Consider the following 20,776-nt stretch of genomic DNA (forward strand, 5'->3'; position numbering starts at 1 on the left):
ACTCTCGTTTTCACTGCCGCGTTCGCAATTCGTCCATCTCCGGGTGCCGGCACGCTCCGGCTTCACGTATACTCCTTATCCTCTCTCTCATCTCCCACTCATTTCCGCTGCACCTCCTCATCCCTGCACGCCCCTCATCCTCGCTCCCCTCACATCCACGTACACTCCTCATCCCCGTGCGCCCTTCATCCTCACTCCCCTCACATCCACGCACCCTCCTCATCTTCGCATTCCTGGGCCTACGGCCTCCTGTTCCCTATAGCTGCTCCTCCCATTCCCCGCATCACCACTTTCCACATCTGGACGCGTTTACTCGTCCCGAACCGCCTCTTACCGCTGTTCCTGCCGGCTTGGCCCCTTGCACCGTTCCAATGTGAACAGCGTTTACAAAAATTTGGGTTGACAAAACTTGGATCGTCCTCTTTAATATTAACGAGAATGATTATCATTCCAAGCGAGACAAAGATCAGCATTCAACCGATTCGGGGAGGATCCAATTCATGTTTTTCCGTAAGAGCAAACCCATCGCAGCCGCACTCTGCCTGACGCTGGCCCTCATCACAACAGCCTGCGGGGGGAACACCGCCGCACCGACAAGCAGCACCGACAAGGGCGAGACAAAGACAGCCCCTGCTGCTGCTCCTGCCGATGCCGTTCGCAAGGTCAAGCATGCCATGGAGGAAACCGAGCTGAAGGGCACTCCGCAGCGCGTCGTCGTGCTGACGAACGAGAGCACCGAAGCCGTACTGGAGCTGGGCGTGAAACCGGTCGGAGCCGTCAAATCCGGTCTCGGCGACACGTGGTTCCCGCATATCAAAGACGCCATGCAGGGCGTTCAGGAGCTTGGCGACGAAACCCAGCCGAACCTGGAGCTGATTGCCGGCCTGAAGCCTGACCTCATCATCGGCAACAAAGTGCGCCATGAGAAAATCTACGCGCAGCTTAAAGCCATCGCCCCTACCGTACTGTCCACCGAGCTCTCCGGCAAGTGGAAGCAGAACTTCACGCTCTATGCCGAAGCGCTGGGCAAGAAAGCCGAAGGCGAGAAGGCCATGGCGGCTTATGACAAGCATGTAGCCGATGTCAAAGCGAAGCTCGGCGCCAAGACGTCCTCCAAAGTCTCGATCGTCCGCTTCCTTCCGGGGGCTACCCGCATCTACCAGAAGGACACCTTTGCAGGGATCATCCTGAAGGACCTCGGCTTCTCCCGTCCGGCGGCACAGGACAAAGATGCCTTCATGGAAATCATCACGAAGGAACGTATGGCGGACATGGACGGCGATGTCATGTTCTACTTCAACGCCGACTACGATGAGAAGAAAGGCGGCACGAAACAGGCCGAGGAATGGCTGAACGATCCGCTCTTCAAAAACCTGAACGTAGCCAAGAGCAGCAAGTACTTCAAAGTGGATGAAATCATCTGGAACCTCTCCGGCAATATCAAAGCGGCGAACCTGCTGCTCGATGACATCGCCAAGTACGCAGATAAGTTCTAAACTATATTATTTATTAATGAAGTAATTCGTCAGAAACCATAGTGCAGTTGGCAGGACCGTCCGGGGCTCCGGGCGGTTTTTGCTTTGTCTTGAGCGTTCTTTCATCCCCCCTCCTCATCCTGGGTCCCTCCAGCGCCGCCGCCCTTTTTTCCATTCACTTCATTTATGCGGTAAAATATGTATTATATTTCACTTTCGTCCTACTAAAGGAGGCCTTTCATGACCAAGGAGCCTGTCATTGTCATAGAGAACCTGCGGATGAGTTACGGCGGCCATCAAGTCCTCAAAGGCATCTCCCTGAAGGTCAGCCAAGGAGAGGTGATCGGGTACATCGGCCCGAACGGAGCGGGCAAAAGCACCACGGTCAAGATCCTCCTTGGCCTGGCGGAAGGCTACTCCGGCAGTGTCCGGGTACTCGGCACCGACATTGTAGACGGCGGCGTCGAGTACAAGCGCCGGATCGGCTATGTCCCCGAGCTCGCGGATCTCTACGACTTTCTGACGGCCAGGGAATACCTGACCTTCGTCGCGGAGCTGTACGGGATCGATCCCGAGAGGGCCGACCTTAAGGCAGAGAAGCTGATGGACCTGTTCGGAATTTGGGGCGTCTACGACAGCCGGATCGCCTCCTACTCCAAGGGCATGAAGCAGAAGGTCCTGCTGATTTCCTCCCTCCTGCATAACCCGGACATCCTGTTCCTCGACGAGCCGCTGAGCGGTCTCGATGCCAACAGCGTGATGGTGGTCAAGGAACTGCTCGCCCAGCTGGCACTGCAGGGCAAGACGGTCTTCTACTCGTCCCATATCATGGATGTCGTAGAGAAGGTAAGCTCCCGTATCGTCCTGCTCTATGACGGACAGATTGCGGCGGACGGCACGTTTGAAGAACTGCGGGCACGGGGACAGGATACCTCGCTCGAAGGGATCTTCAACGAGCTGACAGGCCTCCACGACCACCGCAGGACGGCCGAAACGATCGCGCAGTGGGTGCAGGAGGGATAAGCCCATGGACGACTTCCTAACGTTACGCCTGCTCGACCGGTTCCAGAGCCTCTTCGGGCGGCTGGGGGTAGACTACCCCACGATGCGGCTGATCCTTCAGGCCAAGCTGACGATGGACCGAAGGAGGGTTCCGACAGTCCTCTCGGGCACCGGCAATAAAGAATCCGCGGACGATGGGCAGAGCAATCATTTTATGAAAGGACTTGGGGTGTATGCCCTGATGGGGATCGTTATGGTTCCCTGTCTCTTCATCGGAGACAGCTGGATGTTCCAGATGAGCCTTGTCTTCTCCCTGCTCATGTTCCTGCTCGCCTCCTCGTTCATCACGGACTTCTCTTCCGTGCTCCTGGATACCCGTGACAAACAAATCCTGTACACCCGCCCCGTGAGCCGGCAGACCCTGCAGATGGCACGGACGGTGCATGTGCTGGTCTACATGACGCTGATGACGCTGGCCACTGCCGCCGCACCGCTCCTGGTGTCCGTCTTCCGGCACGGACTTCTCTTCGCGCTCCTTTTTGCGGCTGAACTGGCGCTGATCGATCTGCTCATTCTTGTTCTCACCGCCTTGCTGTATCTCCTGATCCTGAAGCGCTTCGACGGGGAGCGGCTCAAGGACCTGATCAACATGGTACAGATCGCGCTCTCGGTAACTATTATGATCGGCTATCAGCTCGCGGGCAGAGCCTTTGAATTCATCGGCCTGGACGCCGCCTTCACCCCTTCCTGGTGGAATCTGCTGCTGCCGCCGCTGTGGTTCGGGGCACCGTTCGGATGGCTGCTGCAAGGAGACCGGCATCCTTACCTGCCTGTCCTCTCTGCCCTGGCGCTGCTCGTTCCGGTGATCGCTCTAGCCATCTATTCCCGCTCCATGCCCTCGTTCGAGCGGTATCTGGTGAAGCTGACGGCCCACAGCGCCCCGTCCCTCCGCGGGAGAAGGCCTGCAGGCCGGGCAGCCAGACTGCTCTGTCGGACGCCGGAGGAGCGGGCCTTCTACCGCTTCGCTTCCCGCATGATGGGAAGTGAACGGGAGTTCAAGCTGAAGGTCTACCCGTCGCTCGGCTTCTCGCTGATTTTCCCGTTCATCTTTCCGCTGCAGACCGCGCTGAACAAAGGCTGGAGCTTCATGGCAGCGGGCTCCGCTTATTATTCCATCTATTCCTGCGCGATGCTGGTCCCGACCCTGATCCTCGTGTCGGGCTACTCGGGCTCGTACAAAGGAGCCTGGATCTACGGGGCAGCTCCCCTGCGGGATCTTGGAGCCATCCACAGGGGTGTCCTCAAGGCGGCCCTAACCAAGCTGCTGCTCCCGCTCTTCCTGATGGAGTGCCTGCTGTTCGCCGCCATCTACGGTCTCCGGATTCTGCCCGACCTCGCGGCTGCCCTGCTGGGCATCAGCCTGTACGCGGTCCTCTGTTTCCGGCTGCTGGGCGGCAGCCTTCCGTTCTCCCGGCCATTCAGCGAAGCCCGGGGGGAGGGTTGGAAGGCCATTCCGCTGCTGCTGCTCCTGGGCGGGTTTGCCGGTGCTCATAAGCTCTCGACGCTGATCACCGACGGGCTCTACCTGTACATCGCTATCCTGCTCGCCTGCAACTACTGGGCGTGGAGCGCCTTCGGGCGGCAGGCGCCCGCAGAGGCTCCATCGGCGCTGTCAAGGTAGGGGGCTTGCGCCCCGACCGCAGGGCAGCGCAAAAAAATAGGGCCACGCCGTTACGGCATGGTCCTATTTGGCCCGGTGAACGGTCAGGTTCACCTTATTGGTCTCACACATGAAGGTGGACAGATGCACCGGCTCATCCTCCGCATCGAAGGCCACCTTGAGAATACGGAACAGGTTGGCGCCCACATCGCATTCGAGCAGTCGGGCATACTCCTTCGTGGCGCCGATCACTCCGATGACCTTATCGTTGCTGACGATCTCCGTATGGTACTCTTCCGAGAGAATTTGGTAGGTCGATTCCTTCATCGCGATCTTCTTCTCCAGATCCGGGAAGCGGATCAGCGAGTAATGGGCAATATCATAGAAGAGCGGACGGTCGTTGACATACATGAGACGCTCCAGCTCGAGCACCGGGCTTCCGGGTTCGATCTTGAGATGCTCCGCGACCTCTTCCCCTGCCTGAATGACTTCGCTGCGCAGAATCCGGGAATTCGGGATCATGCCGAGCTGATGGCTGAACTCCGAGAAACCGCTCACAGACAGCAGTTCATTATGGAACTTGTTCGAGGTGACGAAGGTGCCCCTGCGGGGAATCCGGGTCAGCGTACCCTCCTTCACGAGCTCCTCGATCGCTTTGCGTATCGTGATCCGGCTTACATTGTAGGTGCCGCAGAGCTCCGCTTCGGTGGGAATCTGCTCGTCCGGCTTATATTTGCCGTGCTGGATATCTTTCTTCAACATCTGCCGGATCTGCATGTACAGCGGCTGGGGGGTCGAAGGATTCAAGCCCATTGCATCTTCATCCTCATCCATCAATGATTGTATAGTATGTATTATACATTGATGGCCTGCTCCAGTCACCATGCGCCGAAGTATCCTATCGTCTTCGCCGCCGTCCGGGCTCCTGCTTCCATGCATTCTTGCACCGGGCGTCCCTGAAGCCGCGCATGGAGAAAACCGGCGATGAACGAATCCCCCGCCCCCATGGTATCCACCACATTGACCTGCTCCACACCGCACCGGTAGAACTGCACGCCGTCATAGGCCAGCGAACCGTTCTCCCCCAAGGTGGCTACAGCGATCTTGGCCCCCCGTCCCTGCACCTTCCTGAGCCGCTGCCGGATATACTCATCCTCCAGGGTATAGGAGAAGAACGGGTAATCCACATAAGGCGGCAAGCTCTCTGTCAGTTCATGCTGGAGCCGGTCGGAGAAGTCGAAGGAAGTCAGCAGCCCCTTTTCTTTGAAGAGAGCGAAGTACGGATCCGCATGCCCCCAGATTCCCGAATGGACGAGCTCATGCGCTTGAATAAAATGCACATCTTCCGCCGTTAGACTGAACTGAGCGTTCACCCCCTCGTCGTAATCCCCGAGCCTCCGGTCGCTTCCATCCATCTCCACGCAGGTGACGGCCGTTCGTCCCTCCGCTCGCGTGATTCGCGAGGTATCGACCCCCTTCTCCCGTATGGCGTCAATCATCATCTCTCCGTACGCATCCGAACCGACCCAGCCGACATAGGCCGCCTCGGCCCCGAGTCCGCTCAGGTAGACCGACACATTCACCGGATTGCCGCCGGGATACGCCTTCCCGCTCGATGTGTAGACATCCATGCAGTTGTCGCCGACCGTAACGATTCTCATCCTGTCTTCCCCTCTCTGTTTTAGAGAAAAAAGGCACCGCGACGCGGCAGTGCCCTTCTCCCCTGAACGCTTAATATTCCATCTGCCGGTAGTACCTTCTAAGGGTTAGCGGATGGTTTCTTTCCCGCTCCAGGTAGACGCTGATCCGGCTGAGAACGGCCCAGTTGATGCTCACCGCGAAATGCTTGCGGAACTCCCCGCTGATTCCCTCCATCGCGAAGTCCAGGGTATCGATGACCGTAAGCTCCTTCGTAATCTTCTCGCAGAAGCGCTCGACCCGGTCGGTGAGCGGCCGCGTCTCATCCTCGCCCTTGAGCAGAATCACGCTCGTATCTTCGAGCACCAGCTCCAGCGTACCGTGGAAGAACTCCGCCGCATGAATCGACTTTGCATGAATCCACTGCATTTCCTCCAGAATGCACATGGCGTACGAATACGTGTTGCCCCACAGGTTCCCGGAGCCTACCATCATATGATACGCCGTATCCTTGTGACGGATCGCAAAGGCTTCCGCCCGACTGTCGAAGGCCTTGACCGCTTGGAGGATCGCCTGCGGAAGCAGCGCCACCTCCCTGGTGAACTGCTCATACTGCGGAAACTCCTTATGGTTATGCATGAAGCGGAAGACCACCATATACAGCAGCATAAAGAACGTATCGAAGGAGTGCTTCTCGGAGCCTGTGGTGATGCAGTGGTCCACGATCTGCGTCAGCGGCGTCCCCGGCTCCGCAACCAAAGCGATGGTGGTCGCCCCCCTTGCTTTGCAGTATTCTGCCGCCGCCACGGTTTCCTGGGTCGTCCCGGATACCGAGGTGAAGAGGCAGACCGAATCCTTGGTGAAGTGCTTGTGGTTCATGGCCATGAACTCCGCCGCAATCACCGCATGCACATCGATCGTGGAGTTGGATTTGAGGATATACTCGTAGGGATACATCATGGCGATCGTACCGCCTGCCCCGATCAGGAACAGATTGCTGTAGCCCCTCCGGCAGATGCCGTCGACGATCTCTTCGATCGCCGTACGAAAGGCAAGACCTTCCTCCTCGACCAGCTTCAAGAATAACGTTTCATCGAATTTTAACATAAGTGCCGTCCCTCCCCGGACGGAGCGGCAAGCTCTCCATCCGTCTATATTTGTTATGTCTTGTATTGTATTCATATAATACAAATAATGCAATCATTTTCTGGAAAGCCATGGATCAAACCGGCTCCTGCGCAGCGGGATCTTGGGGATCGGGCATCCGGACAGGAACTCCGGTGTGACGTCCGCTTCCGTACTTCTTTTCCCAATAGTAGTACACCGGCAGTCCTGTTGCGATCACGATCAGGGCGGCCACCATGCCCTGCACCGGTGCCCAGGTGAACGTCCCCCAAGCCAGCCAGGCTGCACCGAGAATAGCCAGCACCGTCGTCACTCTCCACACCGGCATCCGGTAGATCGGCTGGTAGTCCTCCCGTTTGCGGCACTTGTATACCGCAGCGAAGTCCAGAATATTAATGACCAATTGGATAAGGGTAAAATAGCCGAGCAACTCCGTTAAATTGCTGAAGAACACAAGGAAGCAGGCGAACGCCACCTGGGCGAGAATGGAGAAACTCGGCGTCTCGTACTTCGGATGCACCTTGGCAAAGCGCTGGAAGAACAGCCCATCTCTCGCCATCGCATACTCCAGACGGGGCTGGAACATGATGCAGGAGCTCAAGGAACCCAGAATGACGATGATCGCCGTCACCGCCACGAAGGAGGACGCGATTCCGGACAGCCCCGGAATATGCTTCACGGCGTCGGACACGGCGGCGCTCGAGCCCATCAGTTCACCGAACGGCATCAGCCCGGTGACACACACCGCCAGCAGGGTGTAGAGGGCGAGTACGATCAGGACCGAGCTGATCAAGGCCCGGGGAAGGATCCTGCCGGGATTCTTGAATTCGCCGGCCATGAAGCAGATCGCCGCCATCCCCGTGTAAGCCCAGGTCGTTGCGGACACGCCGCCGATCAAGCTGCCCGGCTGTGCTTCCGGAGCCGGGATATAGGTGAAATGCTCCGGGTTCATATACATGAGCCCGAGGACGATGACGATCAGGAAGGGAATGATTTTGACCGCGGTGATCAGGACCTGGAACCGTCCCCCTTCTTTCACGCTGCGGTAATGAATGGAGGTAATCGTCAGGATGATCGCGACACCCAATAATTTGCCGGCTATGCCGGAGAAGAACGGAAAGAAGCTTGCGATATAGGATACGATGGCCAGCGCCATGATCGAAATCGATGGGGGGTCCAGCGCCCAGAACGTCGCCCATCCGTACAAAAAGGCCAGGGGTCTCCAGCCTGCTTTATTAAGGTATACGTAACCGCTTCCATTTTGGGGGTAGGCCGTTGACAATTCAGCCAGTACCATCACCTGCGGGATCGCGATCAGTCCGCCGATGATCCAGGCCAGAATCGATATCGAAGGGGTCCCCGCCGCCCTGGCCACATCCCCCGTGGAGACGAAGATTCCCGAGCCGACCGTCGTTCCCACGGCGATCGCCAAGGCGGACCAGAATCCCAATTTTCTCGTAAGCGTACCGCTGCTCATAGAGAGTCCTCCCTATCCAGATGATAAAACACCGAGTTCCTGCAGCTTGCTAATCGATGACTCCATGGTTTCTTTCGGATTCCGGTAGTACGCATATCCCATGATTTCCAGTGTGCAGTCCCCCCGGTAGCCGCAGCTTTGAAGACCGGCCAGGTACTGCCTCCAATTCAGCACTCCGTCATCCAGGGCCAGATGGGCATCGGACTGTCCGTCTCCATCGATCAGGTGTACATGGGAGACCTCACCCAGCAGCGCAAAATAATCTTCAGGCGTCTCCCCCGCCAGCTGCATGGCGACGGTGTCGATCATCCCTTTGAGGGCAGGAGATCGAATCTCTTCGAGCATACGTTTGACCCCGCGGGCATCGGTGATGAGATTCGACTCGAACCGGGTCAGCGGTTCCAGAGCGAGGGTCACCCCTTCCCTCTCGGCCGCTTGACAGAGCCGGAAGATGGAGTCGGCCGCCGCCTTCCATGATTCCTCCAAAGCGACCGAGAAGTCGCCTATCCCCGAGGTCAGCAGCATGGTATCGGCCCCAAGCTCCACGGCGGCGTACAGATTCTCGATAAAATAATCCACGCTCTTCTGCCGCCAATGTTCATCCGAAGCAGCGATATTATACGGATAGATGCACTGTTCCGGCGTATAGCAGACGACCTTCATGTCCCGTGCCCGGAGCTGCTTCCGCATGCTTCGAATCGTGCCGAGGGCATTCCGGCAGACGTACAGGTGGGGCTCGCCGGCCCACAGCTCGATCCGGTCCACCCCGAGCTCGCTCATGGCCTCCAAAAAATACGGGAATGGAAAGTGCCGGAACGTAATATTCATCCCTGCAGCCTTCATTGCCATTGTCTCACCTCCTTTTCGTGAAAACGCTTTTAATTGTTATGTCTTGTATTATAATCAAGAGTTACAAAAAATTCAATCCATATTTTTCATGATGATATACATCGCGTCCTGTCCAACAAAAAGGGAGAGGCCTCAGCCCCTCCCTTCCCTTGCTCCCACCCGCCCCGCCGTCCGGCAGCAGACCGGCACATGGTCGTTACCATCACATTTATGCATACGCTTGTACCGGGTTATGGGCTTATGTCTGTCTGCAGGAATCGAACCCGCCAGGGCATGGCCCCTCATCCCTACCAAGGTTCCAGCTTTCCCAGCTGGGGGTTGCGCCCGCTTCTGTATGCCGGACGGCTCCCACTGGCTGGCAGCACCATGTCCTTCGGGACAGGCGTCTGCCAGCCGGTCATTTGTGTGTGCGGCTGCCCGGCTACCCGTCGATCGAAACCGAAACCAGCTCCGTCTGCCAGTTCAGCTCCTGGATCTTCATATCGAGCTCCCGGTACGCCTTGGCGTAGCCGTCCGCCTGCTTTTGCAGCTCCGCTACCCCAACCGTCGGCACGAACTTCACCTCGGATTTGCTGTAGCGGTCCTGCTTGATCGCCGCTGCTTCGATGACGCTCTGCACGATTGTTCGGCGCATCGCCAGGATGTCCCGCTCGGCCAGCACCGCCGCCAGCGAGGCGTCCGCACGGAATGCGGTCTGCGAGTTCGTGCGGTTGATGCCGATGATCAACGACTCCAGCCGGTCCAGTGCCTCCGACAGCTCCCGGAACAGGTCCTCCGGCTTCTCGCCGGGAAGCTCGCCTTCCTGCACCTTGGCGCTGCGGACCAGCCGTACCTTGAGCTGCTCGATCCGCTTCAGGCAGTCGGCCCGAAGCATCAGCGCTTCTGCCAATTTCATGTATATCTCTCCTTCCCAAAATAGGCTGATATGCGACAGCCGTTCCTTTCCGGCTGATTCGTTCGGATTACAAACCCTTTACTGCAGCCATCGGCCTGCACTTGGCTACGACATCCGCGAGCCCTGCGCCGACGACGCTGTCGATGATCTGATCGACATCCTTGTAAGCCTGCGGGCATTCGTCGAGAATCGCCGCCAGCGACCGGTGGTTGACGAGGATTTCATCCTCCGTGCCGACCTTCAGCGACTGTTCGAACTGGTCTACGGTCACCGCCTGCTTCGTAGCCCGGCGGGAACGCACACGGCCCGCGCCGTGGCAGATGGAATAGAAGTTCTTGATGCCTTCATCCCGGCCGACCATGATGTACGAAGAAGTTCCCATCGATCCAGGAATCAGGGCCGGGTGGCCGGTCGCCATGTAAGCCGGCGTATTCATATAGTGCTTCGGCGGCAGCGCCCGGGTCGCCCCCTTGCGGTGTACGAGCATCCCTTGGTTCCGGTGGAACTCCTTCAGCGCATAGTTGTGCATAAGGTCGTACAGTACGGGCAGCTCCATCTCCGGGCCGAACACCTCACGGAACGCTTCCTGCACGCCGAAGGCGATCATATGCCGGTTGCTTACCGCAAAGTTCAGCGCCGAGTTCATCAGGTTGAGGTACGTCTGCCCTTCCGTGCTGCCGATCGGCGCATAGATGACGTTCGGGTCGGGATTCGTTACGCCCCAGGCCTGCATAGCGTCCCGGATCACCTTCGTATATTCCCGGCCCAGCATCGCGCCCCAGGCGCGGGAGCCCGAGTGGATCATGACGACAACCTGGCCGTCGAACAGCCCCCAGGCCTCTGCTGTCTCCTTGTGCTCTTCTGCGATCTCCAGATACTGGATCTCGCAGAAGTGATTCCCGCTGCCCAGTGTGCCGAGCTGTCCGTGTGCATTCTTGCGGATATTGGCCGGCAGCTGCTCCAGCGCCGAAGGGTCGAAGGCAAACGCCGCCTGCTCCACATGCGTCAGCCAACGCTCTCCCGGCACATAGCGCTCCGGCAGACCCTTCAGGCCGTGCTGGACTACCTCCATGACGTCGATATCGGCGTAGTTGGAGTTCTTGCGCTCACTCGTCGGCACATACTTCTCGATGGCCCGGATCAGGGCCCGGCGGACGCCTTTGTCCTGAATGTCCCGCTTATGCAGCGGGGTCGTATGCACCCGCATCCCGCAGCCGATGTCCACCCCGACGATCGACGGGGAGACAAAGCCGTCCTTCAGCCCCCATACGGCGGTAGTCCCGATACAGGTGCCAATCCCGATGTGAGCGTCGGGCGTGTAGCTCATGTAGACGCTGCGCGGGATGCGCAGGTTGTTGTCCGCCATCTCATACACGCGGTCCTCGAAGGTGCCGAACACCTCTTCATTGGCAAAAACATGCAGGCTGCCATGCTCCAGCCCGATCTCGTGGTGATTGCTGCCATGCAGCTTGTGATTCCAGTTCACTGTCTTTCGCTCCTTTTACTTATCATGCTGTCCTGCAGCGGTTTGGGGTGCCTGGCCGGTCAGCCAAGAGCCGACCTTGCCGGTGATTTCGTATATCGGTTCGCATACGCGGATGCCGCGTACGAGTCCGGCTTGACGCGAACGGCGTACGTCCCCATCGCCCTGACCCACTCCACCATCTCCTGGAGATAGAGGGAGGTCTTGTTCTTCGACGGATGCGTTCCGGCATCGATATCGATGAATGTGCGCAGCGCGGCCCCTTGATACACATAGGGCAGCAGCAGATCCTCCAATGTCTCTATCGCCTGAAGCTCCTCCAGGCACCAGGCCGCCTCCTGCGAGAGCGACGTCTCCAGGCTCAGCTTCTCCTTCACCGAGGTCAGCTCCCTCGGGAGCACGACCGTCCGGATGCAGGCCCAGGCTCCCCGCCCGAGGCGGTGGAGAATGATCCCGGTCACCAGCTTCGTGTGGCCGCGGTGCACCTGGCTGTCGCTGCCGATCACGAGATCGTAGGCGGCGCGCGGGTCCTGCATCACGAACCGCTGCATGCGGTCCAGCACATCGGCGGGGGTAAGCCTCCGCTCCGTCAGATTGTGGAAGCGCAGTTCGTTCATCATGGGCATGTGGGTCATTCTTGTTCTCATCATGTTCACCTGTACACTCGTACATGTCATCCTTTCGCGTTAGTCTGTTCTTTGGTTTGGGGAGAACAGCGGGACTCGAACCCGCACCTGCCGATCCACAATCGGCTGCGCTGCCTTTGCGCTATGTTCTCCATGGTGACGCATGGGGGATTCGAACCCGCCGGTGCACGATTGAAAGTCGTGTGGCTTAACCTCTTGCCTAATGCGCCGAAAGAAGAGTTGATCTTGTTTAAATTGGTCGGGCAGGAACGGGAGTGACCCGTTACCGTCTGCCGGCCGCCGATAATGCAGCGGCTTCTGTGACTTGCTGCCCATGATGATATGGGGAGAACAACGGGACTCGAACCCGCACCTGCCGATCCACAATCGGCTGCGCTGCCTTTGCGCTATGTTCTCCATGGTGACGCATGGAGGATTCGAACCCACCGGTGCACGATTGAAAGTCGTGTGGCTTAACCTCTTGCCTAATGCGCCGAAAGAAGAGTTGATCTTGTTTAAATTGGTCGGGCAGGAACGGGAGGGACCCGTTACCGTCTGCTGGCCGCCGATAATGCAGCGGCTTCTGTGACTTGCTGCCCATGTTATCTAGCATAGCGAGGATCTATTCATTCGAAAGTGACCTTTGTGCGAAGCGCGACGGAACGAGAATGAATAGACCCGAGCCTCGCCCTTCCCTGCCAGCGAGGATCTATTCATTTGGTAGTGACCTTTGTGCGGAGCACAACGGAACGCAAATGAATAAATCCGAGCGCCCGAACGCAAATGAATAGACCCGAGCGCCCGAGCGCACAAATAGGCCACCATCATCCCCCAGCTCCCCCATCCCGGACATAGGGCCGGGGTGGATCGGAAGCCGCGGTGATCCGGCAGCCTGCATCCTGGTACGCCTAAGATAACCCGCCTTGCTGCGGGTAGGTCAGGTCCGCGCCTCCCCCGTCAGGAGAGGCGCTTCCAAGGTGCTGCTGCCGCTCGGGTTCCCATGAACCGCCTTTTCGTCTGCACCAAACGGGCAGGCAGACTCCGGGCTGGGAACCGTCTGTTTCCAGTGCTGGGACGGCTGTGTCCCCAGCGGATTCAAGCTAATCTGTTCGCTAATCTGGTATACGATGCGTTCCATGCGGTCCTCTCCTTTCCTTGGGATGAAGGGGCGCTCTCTCCCCCTCTACGGCTTTGCGGCATTCCTTTAACAGCCAACAAAAAAGACTGCGCCGCTCCTTTTTCTCCCCCGTACGGGCAAAAGAAAAAGGCTGCGATCCGCAGCCTCACACATACCGGTTATGCTTAGACGTGCGCCGAATGAACCGGACATCGCCAGGGTATATGGATGCTGCGCGGAGGATCGAGCATCAAGCTCTCCTCATGAGATCGTTCCTGTATGGTATTGGACGGATTTTGCGTTTCGAGCCCTTGGTACTTTCTCATGAGTCTTCCTCCTCCTTTGCTTTAGGGTGTATACGATCTTGTTCCTCATGGCGCTTATGAACTTCATGGAGCCCAGCGGACCAGCCGCATGACACCCCATCTTCCTTAGCCGCTCGGCTGCTGTGCACCCTTGCTTGCCTGCTAACTTGCTGCTCATCGTAGCATGAGTCCGAGTGAGACGTCAACCATATTTTTATAAATTTAGATTTTTTTACTAAAAACACACGCCCCCCAGGTACAAAAAAACGGCTGCCTCCAGCACTTCCCCTGTTCCAACGAACCAGAGAAAGATTGCCGATCAGCAGCCGTTTACGGAGCAAACCTTACAGGTTACCCATATGCTGGGCTAACCCGAAGATTCCTGTTCGGCGGCCGATGGACAAGAATGGGATGGGATTCCACGTCAAAGCAGCGGTGCTGGGATTCCAGACTCCGCTCATACGAGGGTGCTCCATTCTCCGGTTTCAACGCTGTCATCAATATTCCCATCCATGTCTTCATCGTGCCGCACTCCTTTCCGTTTTCCTGTATTGTCCAGGGATTTGTTGTTCCCAAGCTTAACGGGTCACCCCAACCCTTGTCAAGAGGGATCTTCATATTCTTATATCAGGCTTCCGGCTCGACATATCCCGCCATCGCGCTGAGCACCTTCCCGATGCTGTCCTGAACGAGGTAATTCGCCGCGCTGTCATAAGGGGTCTCCGACTTGTTGATAAGCACCAGCCTGCTCCCCGAGTAGTAGCGAATCAGTCCCGCCGCCGGGTACACGCGCAGCGACGTACCGGCCACGATCAGCATATCCGCCGCCATGATCGCCTCCACCGCCGCCGATAAGATCTCCTCGTCGAGCCCCTCTTGGTACAGGACGACATCCGGCTTAATAATCCCGCCGCAGGCGTCGCAGTGCGGTACCGTCCCTGCGGCCTGCAGCACCGCCTCCAGGGAGAAAAACTTGCGGCAGTCCATACAGTAATTGCGGTGAATGGACCCGTGCAGCTCCAGCACCCGCTCGCTGCCGGCTTTTTGATGCAGTCCGTCAATATTCTGCGTGACCACGGCCTTCAGCCGGCCTTCTTTCTCCAGCAGAGCGAGCGCCTTATGAGCCGCATTGGGCTCTGCCTTGGCGTGAATCATATGGGTGCGGTAGAAGCGGTAGAACTCCTCCGGTTCGGACAGGAAGAAGTCTCTGCTCAGCATCTCCTCCGGTGCATGCCGGCTGCCACGCTGGGTCTCGAACAGCCCCTGAGCCGACCGGAAGTCGGGAATCCCGCTCTCCGTGGACGTGCCCGCCCCTCCGAAAAAAACAATATTGGCGCTATCCTCCACCAGCTTCCGAAGTTCCTTGTATTCCTCCATTGCCTCATTCCCTCCCTGCTCGCAGCTTCGTTTTTGCGCTCCGTTATGCTTCGACTTCAGGTTGTTTTTCAAGATGAGATCCATCGCCGGCTGCTAAAAAGACTGTATTCATTATACCAGATGCTTCCACGGGCTGCTTAGGGACGGACGCAGGGTAGAGAAGTGCCCGTGATCCGTCCTTCGGCCGGGAAGGTAAAATGACCTTCCTGCCAACAGCAGACTGCGAATATCAACAGCAGACTGCGAATATTCCGCAATCCCAAGACGCCCGCTAAGGCTCCCTCATTCTTCCCCTCCTGCACCTGCAGGTCCTCCACTTTTGCCCCCATTGCCCCTAAGTTTACACCCGCTGTGCGGTGAGTCTGAATCCACACCCGATCGGCACAGAAAAAAGCCCGTCCCTGCCCCTCTTGGATCAGAGAACGGGCATGCGGACGGGCTATAATCGTATGATGACAATGGCTTAAGTGGAGTCGTACAAGCTGCCGCCGGTCCCCGGCCATTCTCAGCTTATGACCGTGGGGATTATACGCTGAAGATGACTTCGTTCAGCGTGGCGCGGATGCGCTCCAGACGGCCGGACTCGTTGCGGATCGGGTTGTTCTGCAGCGCGTACTGCTCCAGGGAAGCGAGCGTCGCCTTGCCGGATACGATCTCGGCGCCGATCCCTTCGTTGAAGCTGCGGTAGCGTTGATCGAGGATATCGTCGAGAATGCGCTCCTCGACCAGCTTCGCTGCCGCTTTCAGGCCGCGGGCATAGGAGTCCATACCGGCGATGTGTGCGTAGAACAGGTCCTCGTCTTCGAAGGAGCCGCGGCGTACTTTGGCGTCGAAGTTCACGCCGCCCTTGCCGAGACCGCCGTTCTTCAGCACTTCATACAGCGTCAGCGTAGCGGAGTACAGGTCGGTCGGGAACTCGTCGGTATCCCAGCCGAGCAGCATGTCGCCCTGGTTCGCGTCGAGGGAACCGAGCACGCCGTTGATGCGTGCCACATGCAGCTCGTGCTCGAACGTGTGGCCGGCCAGCGTTGCATGGTTGGCTTCCAGGTTCAGCTTGAAGTGCTCCTTCAGGCCGTAGTTCTGCAGGAACGCGATCGTAGTCGCAGCATCGAAGTCGTACTGGTGCTTCGTCGGCTCCTTCGGTTTCGGCTCGATGAGGAACTGGGCGCCGAAGCCGATTTCCTTCGCATAATCTACAGCCATCTGCAGCAGGCGGGCCAGGTTATCCAGCTCGAGCTTCATGTTCGTGTTGAGCAGCGTCTCGTAGCCTTCGCGTCCGCCCCAGAACACATAGTTCTCTGCGCCGAGCTCGAGCCCCACTTCGAGCCCCTTCTTCACTTGGGCTGCAGCGTAGGCGAACACGTCCGCATTGTTCGTCGTGCCTGCGCCGTGTACGAAACGCGGGTTCGAGAACATATTTGCCGTGTTCCACAGCAGCTTTTTGCCGCTGGACTGCATATATTCCTTGGTCATCGCGACGATGATGTCGAGGTTCTTGTTCGTCTCCTGCAGCGTCTCGCCTTCCGGAGCGATATCGCGGTCGTGGAAACAGAAGAACGGAACGCCGATCTTATCCAGGAATTCGAAGTTCGCTTCCACGCGCTTCTTCGCCTGATCGAGACCGCTGTAGCTGTCCCAGGCGCGGACCATCGTGCCCACACCGAACGGGTCGGTGCCGTTCGCGGTATAAGTATGCCAGTAAGCGACTGCAAAGCGCAGATGCTCTTCCATCGTTTTGCCAAGCACCACCTCCTGCGGGTTGTAATGCTTGAACGCAAACGGGTTATCGGAATTGCGGCCTTCATAGGCAATCTTCGGTACGTTTTTGAAAATACTCACAGGTAAGTCCTCCTCGGATAATGGTGGATTCACGGCGCCTTCCCTCTCCGTCCGAGCCCTTCCATAGCTCTGCGGCCCCTGCCGACGGAAGCGGCGAAAGCGTTCTTATCCTTAGCATATCACCACCTGCAGACTTTGTCTATTAAATAAACAAAGTATTTATTTTTCTGATGAACGGGTTGAACCGGGGGCCTTGGTCCGATACGATAAAAGAGAAATTATTCCATAATGTGGGAGGCTGTACATATGAGAGAGACCTTTTTGTTTGACCTGGTGGAGCGTGTCCGCACCCAGTTCCTGAAAGCCGTCGAGTCGTGTCCCGCCGGTCAGCGCCGCGAAGTGCCGCAGGGCTTCAACAACCATCTGCACTGGCAGCTCGGGCATATCCTGACTGTAGGGGAAGCCATCCTGTTCCGCCTCTCGGGGGAACCTTCTACGCTGCCGGAATCATACGGCGCCTTGTTCGGCAACGGCACCCGTCCGTCCGAATGGACGCAGGAGCCGCCGGCCTGGGAGACGCTGGTCGCCCAGCTGAATGAGCAGACGGCACGGATGCGCACCGTATTCGCCGGCCGGATGGATGCACCGGCCCATGAGAATTTTCTGTCGATGCAGACGGCTGACGAGCTCCTGACCGGCGCCATCATGCACGAGAGCCACCATGCCGGCACGGTCAAAGCGATGATCCGGGTCCTTCCGGTAGAGAGCAAATAAACCGTCCAAATATTGGTGTAGCCTGGGGCCCCCGAAATTGGTATAATAGTACGCATTGATTATGTTACATATTTCGGGAGGGGTTACCCATCAAGAAAATCGGTAGAAACGAACCTTGTCCCTGCGGTAGTGGATCCAAGTACAAAAAGTGCTGTCTGCCCAAGCACCAGGACGGCAGCGTATCACCGCAGGAACGCTTACAGGCAGAGGCGCTGAAGGAAGCCCTGTCGGCCGCTCTGGTACAAGCGGTTGCCGCTCCGGCACAGGCTGCTGCGGCAATAGCCGCTCCGGTTGTGGCTGCTCCGGCTGCCGAGCTCCAGGACGCACCCGCCGCTCCTGCGGAGGAAGCCTGTACTGCCGGCGAAGCGCTGCAGTGGAACGATCCGCTGTACGAGCAGGTGGCACTCGAACTGACCGAAGGCATGACCGGGCGCTACGGCGACGAAGAGATCCGCAGTGCTGTGGCGCTGTGGAATGATTTTACGATCCGTACGACTCCAGCCGTCCGCAAAACCGGCGTCTTCGCCGCAGCCGTCGAATTCTGCATCGCGCAGAAGCTCGGCTCCGTGCAGGTCACCAAAGCGGCTCTGGCCGAAAGATATAGCGTATCCACCAGCACGATCACGTCCCGCGTGAACCAGCTGACGGAGTTCATGGACACCGACCTCGCGGTAAGCGTGTAAGTGTCCATGACTTGAAGACGAGGAGCCCTGGCTTCTCGTCTTTTTCTATTTGGGAAGGCGGGCGGAAGCTGATTGGCGCTGATCGTAGGCGCTTATACTATACTAGCCCAGCCGACCGAATTGACCTTCGGATAAATTTTGGGCTGCCGGCACTACTGCTTGCAAAGCTGTATCTCAGCTGAAAGATCTGCGCCCGGTCGCCAGATAGCGGAACTGAAGTTCGCTATCCAGGCTGTAGAGGCCGTCAATTTTCGAATAGCGGAACTGAAGTTCGCTATTCGGGCTGTTAAGGCCGTCATTTTGCGGATAGCGGAACTCAGGTTCTTTATTTCTCCAAAACCCTGCCGGAAACGGGGTATTGGGGAGAATAAGGCATCCTAGTTCCTCTATTCCCACATTGGCCTGCCGATATCGCTGGATAGCGAATCTGAGTTCCTCTATTTTGAAAATGTGATTTTGCAGCAGGCCTGACACACTCTCCGTGTACCATCCGGCCCCTAAACACCTCCCCCCCAGATGAAGAGTGCCTATAACGAGGTTCGCTATCTGCCTTTCAGCCAATAGAAGGTTTATTACCACTGTCGCCCACCTACAGACAAGAGGTAACCACTAATCTTCCGTACGGGAGCCGCCGTCTCTTAACTCCTGCTCCTCACCGCTCAGTCAATTGCCGTCCACCGCCTAGCAGGCAGAATCATACAGCTGCCATTGTAGAGCGGATGCTGCCTAATACGAAGCGTGTCTCGCCCCTCCTGGGCCCCCGGCTCCACCTGTACTACCGAACCGCAGGGGGTACCCCAGATAGCTGCCACGGTACGTTGGGCGCTGCTTGCCGTTCATCCCAGCGTGCAGGCATCCCATCGCCCCGCTCCTCTGTGCCGGTAAGCCGCTGCTCCTATGCCCCAGCCAGCCTGTACTACCTCCCTGCAGGGGGTCCGGCATAGCTGCCGCCATACAGCAGGCGCTGGCCGATCCACAGCGTGCCCCCAAGCCGCTGCTCCTGTGCCCCTGGCCAGCCTGTACTACCGCACCGCAGGGGGTACGGCATAGCTGCCGCGATACAGCGGGCGCAGGCCGATCCGCAGCGTGCCGGTAAGCCGCTGCTCCTGCGGGCCCAGCGGCACCGTCACCTCGGCCATGGAACTCTGCCGCCCGTTCACGGCATCGCCTGCCGGCACGCCGATACCCTGTGTCGCGGCACTCGCGTCCGCTTCCAGCGACAGCACGACCGGGGGCAGATCGGAGCGCCGCGGGGCATAGTCCGCCACAGCCGCTCGCACCGGGAGGGCAGCGCCCTTGACTCCTGCAGGCAGCCCATAGTCCCTCACGAGATAATCAGCCCACAGCAGCTCCAGCTGCCTGCCTTCTTCACTCCACCAGCATGCCAGACCGAAGAGCTGCACGAGGTCATGCAGACCGGCATGCGGTCTGTCTTCGAGCATCTGTGCCGGCTGGGTCATGGCGTATGTTCCCGCCGGCATACCGCCCCAGTAGATCCGCGCGGAACCCAGGTCCGGCGCCAGCTCGAAGCGATGCAGCCCCTTGGCGGCGCTCCATCCTTGCGCAGACCGGGTCACTGTATAGCCCAGCCTCTCGGCCAGCAGCCCGGCATCGATCAGCGGCACGCTCTCCTGCGACAGATATCCCGCCGGCTCTTCGGCCGCATACAGCCCCAGTCCCCGCAACTGGATGGTGAACCGCTCCTCGGATACGGCGGTAACGGAGAACGCCGTGCCGTCCGCAACCGGACGCGGGACCTTACCGCTCCCCGCTCCGCCCTGCGCCTCAAAACGGATGATCCGATCCCCCGCATCCCAGGTCACATCCCCGAAGGGCTGCAGGTCATTAAGCAGCACGGCCGTCCGGCCGTTGATATTGTAGGAAGGAATGACCGAATCGCCATCATCCGTCGAATACAGCGCCCGGATGTCCGTGTGAAGCACCTGGCCGATGACTGTGCCTACCGGCTGTCCATTTCTCTGCGCCACCGGGAGAGGATACAGTGTTTTGTCCAGCGTCTCATAGAGGGTCAGGGTCCGTGACCGTGGTGACCACGCCACCTCAAACCCATAGCGCCGCAGGTCCTCCGCCGCCACCGCCGTATACCCCCCGATATTCATGGAGGGGATCGGCTGTCCGTTCACCAAGGCTCGGATATCGGTCGACAGCACCGTACCGACCACGTCGCCTACTTGGCGTTCTGCCTCCAACGCCGCGGGGCTTCCTGCCCACAGGAGGGGGAGGATCGCCGCCACGATGCACTGCTTTTTAACCAAACCACTCCACTCCCTATCCCACCTAAACTACATCCCCGTACAAAAGAACATACAGCTCTTCCCGGTCATTACACCGAGTATTCCCAACCCGCCCTTGGTTAAATCTTCAATACGGATAACGGATAAGTCACGGCTCAGCTGCCATGTAAGGAAATCTCGAGTTGATCATCGTAACCCAACACAAAAAGACCCGCACCAAGCGGATCTTCGTGTGCCGGCCAACAGCATATGGTCT

At 58.3% G+C, this 20,776-nt stretch carries 18 protein-coding genes, 4 tRNA genes and 1 pseudogene; 6 read left to right on the forward strand and 17 right to left on the reverse strand.

The window, feature by feature from the left end; genetic code table 11:
* The first annotated feature begins 500 nt into the window (after window positions 1-500).
* From ACP26L_RS31700 to ACP26L_RS31710, 3 genes are all read left to right on the forward strand, one after another.
* Window positions 501-1,496, forward strand: a complete 996-nt coding sequence (locus tag ACP26L_RS31700; RefSeq protein ID WP_426449581.1) for an ABC transporter substrate-binding protein — start codon at window positions 501-503, stop codon at window positions 1,494-1,496.
* Between the two features lie 219 nt (window positions 1,497-1,715).
* The gene (locus ACP26L_RS31705) at window positions 1,716-2,498 is read left to right on the forward strand and encodes an ABC transporter ATP-binding protein (RefSeq protein WP_426449583.1); all 783 of its coding nucleotides are present in this window, start codon (window positions 1,716-1,718) and stop codon (window positions 2,496-2,498) included.
* A gap of 4 nt (window positions 2,499-2,502) precedes the next feature.
* Window positions 2,503-4,158 (forward strand): hypothetical protein, encoded by a 1,656-nt coding sequence (locus ACP26L_RS31710; protein WP_426449585.1) that lies wholly within the window; start codon window positions 2,503-2,505, stop codon window positions 4,156-4,158.
* A gap of 63 nt (window positions 4,159-4,221) precedes the next feature.
* On the opposite strand, the gene ACP26L_RS31715 is transcribed toward ACP26L_RS31710, so the two are convergent.
* From ACP26L_RS31715 to xylA, 15 genes are all read right to left on the reverse strand, one after another.
* Window positions 4,222-4,950 (reverse strand): GntR family transcriptional regulator, encoded by a 729-nt coding sequence (locus ACP26L_RS31715; protein ID WP_426449587.1) that lies wholly within the window; start codon window positions 4,948-4,950, stop codon window positions 4,222-4,224.
* A gap of 65 nt (window positions 4,951-5,015) precedes the next feature.
* The gene (frlD, locus tag ACP26L_RS31720; protein ID WP_426449588.1) at window positions 5,016-5,798 is read right to left on the reverse strand and encodes a fructoselysine 6-kinase; all 783 of its coding nucleotides are present in this window, start codon (window positions 5,796-5,798) and stop codon (window positions 5,016-5,018) included.
* A gap of 70 nt (window positions 5,799-5,868) precedes the next feature.
* Window positions 5,869-6,882: an SIS domain-containing protein gene (locus tag ACP26L_RS31725; protein ID WP_426449590.1), complete on the reverse strand. Its 1,014-nt coding sequence runs from the start codon at window positions 6,880-6,882 to the stop codon at window positions 5,869-5,871.
* A 115-nt stretch (window positions 6,883-6,997) separates the two neighbouring features.
* Entirely contained in the window at window positions 6,998-8,377 is a 1,380-nt protein-coding gene (locus ACP26L_RS31730) for an amino acid permease (protein WP_426449592.1), read from the reverse strand.
* 12 nt (window positions 8,378-8,389) lie between these two features.
* Window positions 8,390-9,220 (reverse strand): TIM barrel protein, encoded by an 831-nt coding sequence (locus tag ACP26L_RS31735; RefSeq protein WP_426455174.1) that lies wholly within the window; start codon window positions 9,218-9,220, stop codon window positions 8,390-8,392.
* Between the two features lie 427 nt (window positions 9,221-9,647).
* A complete protein-coding gene (locus ACP26L_RS31740) occupies window positions 9,648-10,121 on the reverse strand; it encodes a DIP1984 family protein (protein ID WP_426449594.1) in 474 nt (157 codons plus the stop codon).
* Window positions 10,122-10,188: 67 nt separating this feature from the next.
* On the reverse strand, window positions 10,189-11,607 hold the full coding sequence (locus ACP26L_RS31745) for an RtcB family protein (RefSeq protein WP_426449596.1): 1,419 nt from the start codon (window positions 11,605-11,607) through the stop codon (window positions 10,189-10,191).
* Window positions 11,608-11,666: 59 nt separating this feature from the next.
* Window positions 11,667-12,251, reverse strand: a complete 585-nt coding sequence (locus ACP26L_RS31750; protein WP_426455176.1) for a ribonuclease H-like YkuK family protein — start codon at window positions 12,249-12,251, stop codon at window positions 11,667-11,669.
* Between the two features lie 57 nt (window positions 12,252-12,308).
* Window positions 12,309-12,382 (reverse strand) — tRNA-His (locus tag ACP26L_RS31755).
* A 2-nt stretch (window positions 12,383-12,384) separates the two neighbouring features.
* Window positions 12,385-12,460, reverse strand: a tRNA-Glu gene (locus ACP26L_RS31760).
* 113 nt (window positions 12,461-12,573) lie between these two features.
* Window positions 12,574-12,647, reverse strand: a tRNA-His gene (locus tag ACP26L_RS31765).
* Window positions 12,648-12,649: 2 nt separating this feature from the next.
* Window positions 12,650-12,725, reverse strand: a tRNA-Glu gene (locus tag ACP26L_RS31770).
* A 442-nt stretch (window positions 12,726-13,167) separates the two neighbouring features.
* Complete coding sequence (locus ACP26L_RS31775) at window positions 13,168-13,368, reverse strand: hypothetical protein (RefSeq protein WP_426449598.1); 201 nt, start codon at window positions 13,366-13,368, stop codon at window positions 13,168-13,170.
* A gap of 911 nt (window positions 13,369-14,279) precedes the next feature.
* Window positions 14,280-15,029, reverse strand: coding sequence for an NAD-dependent protein deacylase (locus tag ACP26L_RS31780; RefSeq protein ID WP_426455177.1), 750 nt, complete (start codon window positions 15,027-15,029; stop codon window positions 14,280-14,282).
* Window positions 15,030-15,554: 525 nt separating this feature from the next.
* Window positions 15,555-16,868 (reverse strand): xylose isomerase, encoded by a 1,314-nt coding sequence (gene xylA, locus ACP26L_RS31785; protein WP_426449600.1) that lies wholly within the window; start codon window positions 16,866-16,868, stop codon window positions 15,555-15,557.
* A 246-nt stretch (window positions 16,869-17,114) separates the two neighbouring features.
* Here xylA and ACP26L_RS31790 point away from each other — a divergent pair, with 246 nt between their 5' ends.
* The 3 genes and pseudogenes from ACP26L_RS31790 to ACP26L_RS31800 all read left to right on the forward strand — a co-directional run bounded on the left by ACP26L_RS31790 (window position 17,115) and on the right by ACP26L_RS31800 (window position 18,265).
* Window positions 17,115-17,582, forward strand: coding sequence for a DinB family protein (locus ACP26L_RS31790; RefSeq protein ID WP_426449602.1), 468 nt, complete (start codon window positions 17,115-17,117; stop codon window positions 17,580-17,582).
* 98 nt (window positions 17,583-17,680) lie between these two features.
* Window positions 17,681-17,743: pseudogene (locus ACP26L_RS31795) on the forward strand (SEC-C metal-binding domain-containing protein); the annotation flags it as partial.
* 132 nt (window positions 17,744-17,875) lie between these two features.
* Window positions 17,876-18,265, forward strand: a complete 390-nt coding sequence (locus ACP26L_RS31800; protein WP_426449604.1) for a zinc chelation protein SecC — start codon at window positions 17,876-17,878, stop codon at window positions 18,263-18,265.
* A gap of 174 nt (window positions 18,266-18,439) precedes the next feature.
* Here ACP26L_RS31800 and ACP26L_RS31805 read toward each other — a convergent pair whose 3' ends face one another.
* Window positions 18,440-18,739 carry a hypothetical protein gene (locus tag ACP26L_RS31805; protein ID WP_426449606.1) on the reverse strand — a complete coding sequence of 100 codons (300 nt, stop codon included), beginning with the start codon at window positions 18,737-18,739 and terminating at the stop codon, window positions 18,440-18,442.
* A 548-nt stretch (window positions 18,740-19,287) separates the two neighbouring features.
* On the reverse strand, window positions 19,288-20,541 hold the full coding sequence (locus ACP26L_RS31810) for a hypothetical protein (RefSeq protein ID WP_426449607.1): 1,254 nt from the start codon (window positions 20,539-20,541) through the stop codon (window positions 19,288-19,290).
* Window positions 20,542-20,776 lie beyond the last annotated feature (235 nt).

Source organism: Paenibacillus sp. S-38 (genome assembly GCF_049942825.1).
Lineage (GTDB): Bacteria > Bacillota > Bacilli > Paenibacillales > NBRC-103111 > Paenibacillus_G.

Bases quoted from the DNA above. Each gene is read 5' to 3' on its own strand.
- ACP26L_RS31700 (WP_426449581.1), top strand. From the start codon at position 501: ATGTTTTTCCGTAAGAGCAAACCCATCGCAGCCGCACTCTGCCTGACG.
- ACP26L_RS31705 (WP_426449583.1), top strand. From the start codon at position 1,716: ATGACCAAGGAGCCTGTCATTGTCATAGAGAACCTGCGGATGAGTTAC.
- ACP26L_RS31710 (WP_426449585.1), top strand. From the start codon at position 2,503: ATGGACGACTTCCTAACGTTACGCCTGCTCGACCGGTTCCAGAGCCTC.
- ACP26L_RS31715 (WP_426449587.1), bottom strand. From the start codon at position 4,950: ATGGGCTTGAATCCTTCGACCCCCCAGCCGCTGTACATGCAGATCCGG.
- frlD (WP_426449588.1), bottom strand. From the start codon at position 5,798: ATGAGAATCGTTACGGTCGGCGACAACTGCATGGATGTCTACACATCG.
- ACP26L_RS31725 (WP_426449590.1), bottom strand. From the start codon at position 6,882: ATGTTAAAATTCGATGAAACGTTATTCTTGAAGCTGGTCGAGGAGGAA.
- ACP26L_RS31730 (WP_426449592.1), bottom strand. From the start codon at position 8,377: ATGAGCAGCGGTACGCTTACGAGAAAATTGGGATTCTGGTCCGCCTTG.
- ACP26L_RS31735 (WP_426455174.1), bottom strand. From the start codon at position 9,220: ATGAAGGCTGCAGGGATGAATATTACGTTCCGGCACTTTCCATTCCCG.
- ACP26L_RS31740 (WP_426449594.1), bottom strand. From the start codon at position 10,121: ATGAAATTGGCAGAAGCGCTGATGCTTCGGGCCGACTGCCTGAAGCGG.
- ACP26L_RS31750 (WP_426455176.1), bottom strand. From the start codon at position 12,251: ATGAGAACAAGAATGACCCACATGCCCATGATGAACGAACTGCGCTTC.
- ACP26L_RS31775 (WP_426449598.1), bottom strand. From the start codon at position 13,368: ATGGAACGCATCGTATACCAGATTAGCGAACAGATTAGCTTGAATCCG.
- ACP26L_RS31780 (WP_426455177.1), bottom strand. From the start codon at position 15,029: ATGGAGGAATACAAGGAACTTCGGAAGCTGGTGGAGGATAGCGCCAAT.
- ACP26L_RS31790 (WP_426449602.1), top strand. From the start codon at position 17,115: ATGAGAGAGACCTTTTTGTTTGACCTGGTGGAGCGTGTCCGCACCCAG.